General features: G+C 46.1%; 5 protein-coding genes and 2 pseudogenes. 2 read left to right on the plus strand and 5 right to left on the minus strand.

Annotated features, from left to right (window positions below; genetic code table 11):
* Window positions 1-304: pseudogene (locus WBA89_RS14160) on the minus strand (glycosyltransferase); the annotation flags it as partial.
* Between the two features lie 209 nt (window positions 305-513).
* Complete coding sequence (locus WBA89_RS14165; RefSeq protein WP_424407401.1) at window positions 514-1,728, minus strand: glycosyltransferase; 1,215 nt, start codon at window positions 1,726-1,728, stop codon at window positions 514-516.
* Window positions 1,729-1,868: 140 nt separating this feature from the next.
* Between WBA89_RS14165 and cofH the strand changes: the two genes are divergently transcribed.
* Entirely contained in the window at window positions 1,869-3,014 is a 1,146-nt protein-coding gene (gene cofH / locus WBA89_RS14170) for a 7,8-didemethyl-8-hydroxy-5-deazariboflavin synthase subunit CofH (protein WP_424407403.1), read from the plus strand.
* A gap of 175 nt (window positions 3,015-3,189) precedes the next feature.
* On the opposite strand, the gene WBA89_RS14175 is transcribed toward cofH, so the two are convergent.
* The 3 genes from WBA89_RS14175 to WBA89_RS14185 form a co-directional block, all read right to left on the minus strand.
* Window positions 3,190-4,509, minus strand: a complete 1,320-nt coding sequence (locus tag WBA89_RS14175) for an alanine--tRNA ligase-related protein (protein WP_424407405.1) — start codon at window positions 4,507-4,509, stop codon at window positions 3,190-3,192.
* 501 nt (window positions 4,510-5,010) lie between these two features.
* Entirely contained in the window at window positions 5,011-6,249 is a 1,239-nt protein-coding gene (locus tag WBA89_RS14180; protein WP_424407407.1) for an LL-diaminopimelate aminotransferase, read from the minus strand.
* A 10-nt stretch (window positions 6,250-6,259) separates the two neighbouring features.
* The gene (locus tag WBA89_RS14185; protein ID WP_424407409.1) at window positions 6,260-6,385 is read right to left on the minus strand and encodes a hypothetical protein; all 126 of its coding nucleotides are present in this window, start codon (window positions 6,383-6,385) and stop codon (window positions 6,260-6,262) included.
* A 51-nt stretch (window positions 6,386-6,436) separates the two neighbouring features.
* Here WBA89_RS14185 and WBA89_RS14190 point away from each other — a divergent pair.
* Window positions 6,437-7,111, plus strand: a pseudogene (locus WBA89_RS14190) (hypothetical protein); the annotation flags it as partial.

Here is a 7,111-nt window from a genome sequence, read left to right on the forward strand (position 1 = left end):
GCATCCACCAGTGGGCTAGCATAAAATATACTGGCGGATGGTTGCTTTCTAGCAGCAAATGGTTTAGGACATCTCCAATGCCAGCATCGGGACGAAATTGCAGCGGTTGTAATAGAGTGGGAAGGTCGATCGCGCGATCGATCGGCACCCCGCGAAAACTGTTCCCCAAACTAAACACTAGAGTCGAAAACTCGTCCGTCCACAGCGGTTTCAAGTCCAAATTGGCAAAGCGCAGCATCAGGGCGATCGCCGTCCACAGCAATATTAGCAACAGTTGTTTATTTTTAATCATCAATTCAGTCATTCAAAGACCTTGGGAAGAAGAGTCATTAGTCATTAGTCATTAGTCATCAGTCATTAGTCATGCGAACACCTCAATAACTCGCTTTCCGTCCAACGTCATTTTATCAATTACCAATCACCAATGACCAATTGCCCACGATCCATGACGCGAGCATCTCCGGCACAGATGCTCCCGCCATGACCAATTACCAGTTACCCATTACCCAGTTTCTAATCAACTTCCGTCACCCGCCAGCTCAGCTTCATATTGATCCAGAAATTCCACAGAGTCACGGCTGCGATCGCAATTAAAGTAGCCAAATATTCATTCATCCCCAAGAAATTAAACATCATATTAACCAGCAGCACATTCAAAATCAAACCCATCAAGCAAATTGTATTAAACTTCAACAGCCGTTTCAAGCGCTGCTTCATTCCCGGCTGCCGCTTAGAAATATCCCCAAAAGTCCACCAATCATTCCAAAAAAAGTTACTGATAATTGCTAATTCAGCAGCAAGAATCAGACTGCGAGTCAGCTCCCAATTTAATATCTCGCGCAGCACGTACAAAACTCCCATATCCACAAATACGCCGCTGAAACCAACCGCGCCAAACCGCAGAAACTTACCCATCGGCCAGCGGGCAAACCGCAATATGAGCAAATGCCGCAAATACTCAATATACTGTTTCCCAGTAACTTTGCTTTCGCCTTCTTGCCGCTCCTGAAACACGTAACCAACTTCTCCAATCCAGCGGATGTTTCCCCTCCCAAGCACTTCAATCAAAATCTTGTAACCTGCAGGATTCATGGTTTTCTCGGCAATGCAACTGCGGCGCACCATAAAATAGCCGCTCATCGGATCGGAAACTCGGCCCACCACTCCCGGTAGTACGATCAATCCGACTATTTGCGCTCCCCGCGACAACAATCGCCTGACAACGCTCCAGTCGCTCACCCCGCCCTCGTCAACGTGGCGGCTCGCAGCGGTCAAATCGGCTCCCCGCTGAATTTCTGCTAAAAGCTGCAACAGCGTCTCCGGCGGATGCTGCAAGTCGGCGTCGATCACCCCCAAAACCTCGCCCCTAGAGGCTTGCCACCCGCGAATTACGGCGGTGGAAAGTCCCCGTTCGTCTGAGCGGCGCATCACCCGCAATTGCGGATATTCGGCTGTCAGGGACAGCGCAACTTCCCATGTGCGATCGGGGCTGTCGTCATCGACTACAATTAACTCGTAGTCGCCGGGAATGCTGCCGTCGAGCAATTGAGTCAATTGTTCCACAATACTCTTGACATTCTGGCACTCGTTATAGGTGGGAATGACGAGGGAAAAATAAATGGGCGCTGTATCTGCGTCTGTAAAAGTTGAAGCGAAATTCGGTACAGCAGGAATTTGCAAAAGTCCAGAAGGTACTGGCAACAGTTGATTTGTTTGGTTGATGCCCATAGGTTCAATTTCGAGAAAGTAAACGGTGCTTTTGTAAGACTTGAGATTTGAAAATATCGTTTTTCTCTGATTGATTTGTTAAGATATAAAAACGCCTTAATTCTAGGCAGTAATTCTGTAACTGAGCCAAAAATAAAACTGTGGATGCAATTCTAGATCGAGCTTTACAAGGTCATAACATTTCTGCTGCAGAAGCCTTGATACTTTTGCAGCAAAGAGATCCAAGGGCGATCGCCTCTATTCAAACAACCGCTGACTTGCTCCGCCGCCAACAATCAGGGGATACTGTCACCTATGTTATAAATCGCAATATTAATTTTACCAACATTTGCGAGCAGCATTGCAGTTTTTGTGCGTTCCGCCGCGACGACGGAGATGAAGGTGCTTTTTGGTTAGATTCAGCCCAAATTCAGGAAAAGGCAACTGATGCGGTGCAGCGGGGTGCGACGGAAATTTGTATGCAGGGCGGCTTAAATCTTCAAGCTAAGCAGGGCGGTGCATCTTTGCCTTATTATTTGCAATTGGTAAAAACTATTAAAGATAAGTTTCCGCAGTTGCACTTGCACGCTTTTTCGCCGCAAGAAATAGAATTTATTGCCAGACAAGATAATCTGAGTTTCAGCTATGTAATTTCAGCTTTGCAAGATGCGGGAGTTGGTTCGATGCCGGGAACCGCAGCGGAAGTTCTCGACGATGCGGTGCGGAGGATAATTTGCCCGGAAAAACTAGATTCTGCAACTTGGTTAGAAATTGTGGGAACTGCTCACCGTCTGGGTTTACCGACAACGAGCACGATGCTTTGCGGGCATATTGAAACCGCCTCTCAGCAGGTTTTGCATTTAGAAAAAGTGCGATCGCTCCAACAAACCGCAATTAACAACAACTATCGGGCGCGCATCACAGAATTCATTTTACTGCCCTTTGTCGGACAGGATGCACCGGCTCCTTTGCGGAGTCGAGTCGGCCGCGACCAACCGATTTTAGCAGATACATTGTTGCTCACCGCTGTATCTAGAATCTTTTTGGGAAATTTGATTTCCAATCACCAACCAAGCTGGGTAAAACTGGGTTTAGATGGAGCTACAGAAGCGCTGAAATGGGGCTGCAACGATATCGGCGGCACTTTGATGGAAGAGCACATTACGACGATGGCCGGTGCAGTTGGCGGCAGTTGTCAGTCTGTGGAAGATTTGCAAAATGCGATTCGTTCTTTGGGGCGGGATTATCAGCAAAGAGATACAATTTATCGACCTTTAGGGGTTGACAAATTGGCAGTAATTGTGTAGTTTTTTTGTAGGGTGCGTCGCTATAAAAAATCCCCAAAACACTCGATAAGTTAAAAGCGACGCACCTTATATAATTTATAAAAAGTCTTGCAATTCAACTCTGCTGGGACTTTGTTTGTGTAGACGCGATTTCAATCGCCGAGTAATCAAGGGAGTAACTTCATTGTAACTACTATCAATCTATCTCCGGCCCCAACATCAGATTGTACCCATCCCAATCAATAGTTAAGCTATTTTTCTGGGCCCATTTTTCAATGTCTTGTCTGTAGCAATGGTAGGTGCGGAAAAGTTTATGTAACAAGTAACCGCTAACAATCCCTTTTTTTCGTTCGCCCTCCAACATACTCCAACAGTAAGACTCTTGCGGTTTCAGATAAGCAACAATCTCTTTCTGCCGCTGTCGCAGGTGAGGATAAAAAACTTCTCCAAAAGTTACAATTTTGTCAATTAACAGCTCAACAAAAGGCTCCTCAATTCCTAAAATTTGGGAGTACAATACCCCACGCATCAACCACATTTGAATTAGTTGATGAATAAACTGCGGCCAGTGATGCGGTGGTTTGACGATATAATCGGCAGTCAAATGAACGGCTGGACGAATTTGGTCGGCTATTAGTTTGAGAGAAACTTTAGTTAAATTGTCAGCGCGATCGTACTCCACACCCGCAACTTTAGCCGTCCTGAGAATCACCGGCAATATCAAATCGGTTTGATAAAAGCTAGATCCTCCTTGCAAAATCGCCGCCAACCGTTCTAAGTTCATCCCGCAAGCCATATAATTTGTCTTGAGAGGAGTCTTTGTATTTCCATATTTTGGTGATTCTGAGTCCATAAATACCAGATGGTAAAAACTCAAAAATCGCAAATCTTCTTCTGGTAGAATGTGACCGATAGAATCTTCGCTATCGTACTCTTCTTTACTTTTAGATCGAAATTCGATATCTTCTTCCGACGCAGCTAATTCATAGCCTCTTTCGGGATAACAATCGTAGTGAATGCGAGTAGAAATGCCGCAATGGCCGGAAGAGTTGGGACGCCACGAATTCCAGCGGCTGATAATAATTTGTTGTTCGGGTATGCCGATTTTGTCGCGCCAGATAGCGAGAGTTTCAGTATCGCGCGCATCTACACTCACCACCAATCGCGATCGCGGAATTTGATAAATTTCCGTGCAAAGTTCCCAAGCCCAAATTAATGCTTGTTGTTTGGAGTAATCGCCCCAGTGAGTTAACATCTCAAAAAAGGTAGGATGGCGCTCGGTGAGTACCCGGACATTCGGAGAAATATATTTTTGTAAAATCGCACTGTGATTTTCGGGCGAGCATTTCTCTCCGAGAGAAATAGGGTGGAATGGTAAAGTCCACAAATTAGTTCGCGATATTGAATTTAAATAGGAAATGTTGACAACAAAAGGCTCAGTGGGGAGGATTTGATGAGCTCTGGCTGCATAAAAATCAAGAAACTGTTGACGAATTTGGTTGCTATTCAGGTGCATATTTTTGTTCCCAATCATGGATACAATTAAAACATAAAATTGTTCTTCCGGCTCGACAGCATGGGCGGTCAGAAACCGAGTTTTTTCGAGAATATTTAGTTACCGAAAGCAAAAACTGCAAAAACCCGGTTTCTTTGGTTGCGGTATCGTGTCCAGTAGATTGAAGGCTCTCGCGATTGGTTTTTATTATCGTAACCGATCGCGCACGATATGATGTATGAGATAAGACGGCGCTTGAAACCCAGGCCTCAAATCGAAAGTCCTCTTGCATAAAACTAATGAGTTCTTCAGTCCTCATAGCGAGGACTTTAGCTATCAGCCAGGGAATGAATTCCCTGGCTGACTTTCGGTAGAACTCTTGCAAAAATCCAAATCACCCCACCCCAACCCTCCCCTTATTAAGGTCCGGGAGCAAGATTCTTGTTTCTCCCCGCGGGAGGGGGGACTTGCGGGGGGTAAATTTGACTTTTGCAAGAGGTCTAGTTTAAGCAGAACAGGATACTAAACCTTAAACTTCTCCCCAATCCGTCTCATCGCTTCCTCCACATTTTCCCGACTGTTAAACGCCGAAATGCGGAAATAACCCTCACCCGCCGCGCCGAAACCAGAACCCGGTGTCCCCACCACATTGCAAGTTTCCAGCAACTTATCAAAAAACTCCCAACTCGTCAAACCGCGAGGCGTTTTTACCCACACGTAAGGCGCATTTTCGCCGCCAAAAACCTCAATTCCCGCCGCTGTCAATTTCTCGCGGATAATCGCAGCATTTTCCATGTAAAAATTGACTAACGCCTGAATTTGTGCTTTGCCAGCCTCCGAATAAACCGCCTCTGCACCGCGCTGGACAATGTAAGAAACGCCGTTAAACTTAGTAGATTGGCGGCGGTTCCACAGCTTCCAAATTTCGACATCGGAACCGTCGGCGGCTTTTCCTGTCAAAGTCTTCGGTACAACTGTTAAGGCGCAGCGAGTACCGGTGAAACCAGCATTTTTGGAGAACGAACGAAATTCGATCGCACAATCGCGCGCACCTTCTATTTCGTAGATAGAATGCGGTAAACTCGGATCGGTAATATACGCTTCGTAGGCCGCATCGAAGAAAATAATCGAATTGTTCGCCTTAGCATAATTTACCCAAGCTTGCAAGTGCTCCTTGGTTGCAGTTGCGCCCGTCGGATTGTTGGGGAAACACAGGTAAATTAAATCGACTTTTTTGTCTGTGGGAATTTGGGCAGTAAAATTGTTTTCGGCTGTAATTGGCAGGTAAACTAAGCCGCCGTATTCGCCATTTTCGTTCGCATCTCCCGTGTGCCCCGCCATCACGTTCGTGTCTACATACACCGGATAAACTGGGTCTGTAACTGCGATCGTATTATCGCTGCCGAAAATATCCAAAATGTTGCCGCAGTCGCACTTAGAACCGTCAGAAATAAAGATTTCCGAAGCATCAATCTCGCATCCCCGCGACTTAAAATCGTGCTCGGCAATTTTCTCCCGCAGCCACTCATAACCTTGTTCCGGGCCGTATCCTTTGAAGGTATCCCGCGAACCCATGTCTGCTACCGCCGCCACCATCGCCTCGCGACAAGCAGCAGGTAGCGGTTCTGTCACGTCGCCAATCCCCAGCCGGATGATGGGCGCTTGGGGATTCGCATCTGCAAAGGCTTTGACTCTGCGCCCAATTTCGGGAAACAGGTAGCCGGCTTTGAGTTTGAGGTAGTTGTCGTTGATAGTTGCCATAGTTCGATCGCTAGTTTGTCGTAAAATAGCTTACTGCTAATTGGTAGTTGGCAGTTGACTGTTGAGTGTTGACTGTTAAGAGGGCGGGCACGGGGGCACCGCCCCTACTGGCTGTTGACTGTTGGCAGATTGACAAAAAAATCAACCGCCTTGTATAATTAGAATACTGTGCAGCGCAGAAACAATTATGGACGAGATCGAGTACGCCAAACTCTATCAAGAACTGGCGGAAATTCTGAATGAGTTTAATTTAGGTTGGGTAGTTCAACAAGTAGCAGATACTGTAGAGATAGGCAAAGTAATTCAAGAGCGATCGCTCAAAAGAAAGACACCTCTGCTCAAGATAGAAGATTATACCGCAAAAGAACAACTTTTGCTGTTAATTGATGCAGTCGAGCAAGCGACGGTCAACACTTCCGAAATGGAAGACGAAATAGCTTATTTCTTGAAAGTAGAATCGGAAACCTCTCCCCTCGGCACAAAAATTATCTTTGCCAATTCAGGTGCAGAAACAGCCCAAACAATCGAGTTTACCTCCAGCGTGACAGCCCCTCGCCACAAACAGGCGATCGCCCTCAAGCAACTGCTCGAAAAAATTCCCTCAGAGCCTAGCAACTACGCCATCAATTCTGAAATTAAAAGCAAGTTAAAAAGCTCAATCGATCCCGATTTCAACGGAGCGGCAGAACAAGCAAGGATTTTTGACGCTTACCTATTCACTATCCTGCTAAAAGCAGTTGCTAATGAAGGCGGTAATATTTATTACAACAATGTTTTAGACGACGAAACACCGAAATATTTAACATTTAGAAAAACAGCCGGAACAATCCACGGCACCGCACATCCATACACTCATGCTGTG

This window comes from Microcoleus sp., assembly GCF_049646505.1.
In the GTDB taxonomy this organism is placed as follows: Bacteria; Cyanobacteriota; Cyanobacteriia; order Cyanobacteriales; family Microcoleaceae; genus Microcoleus.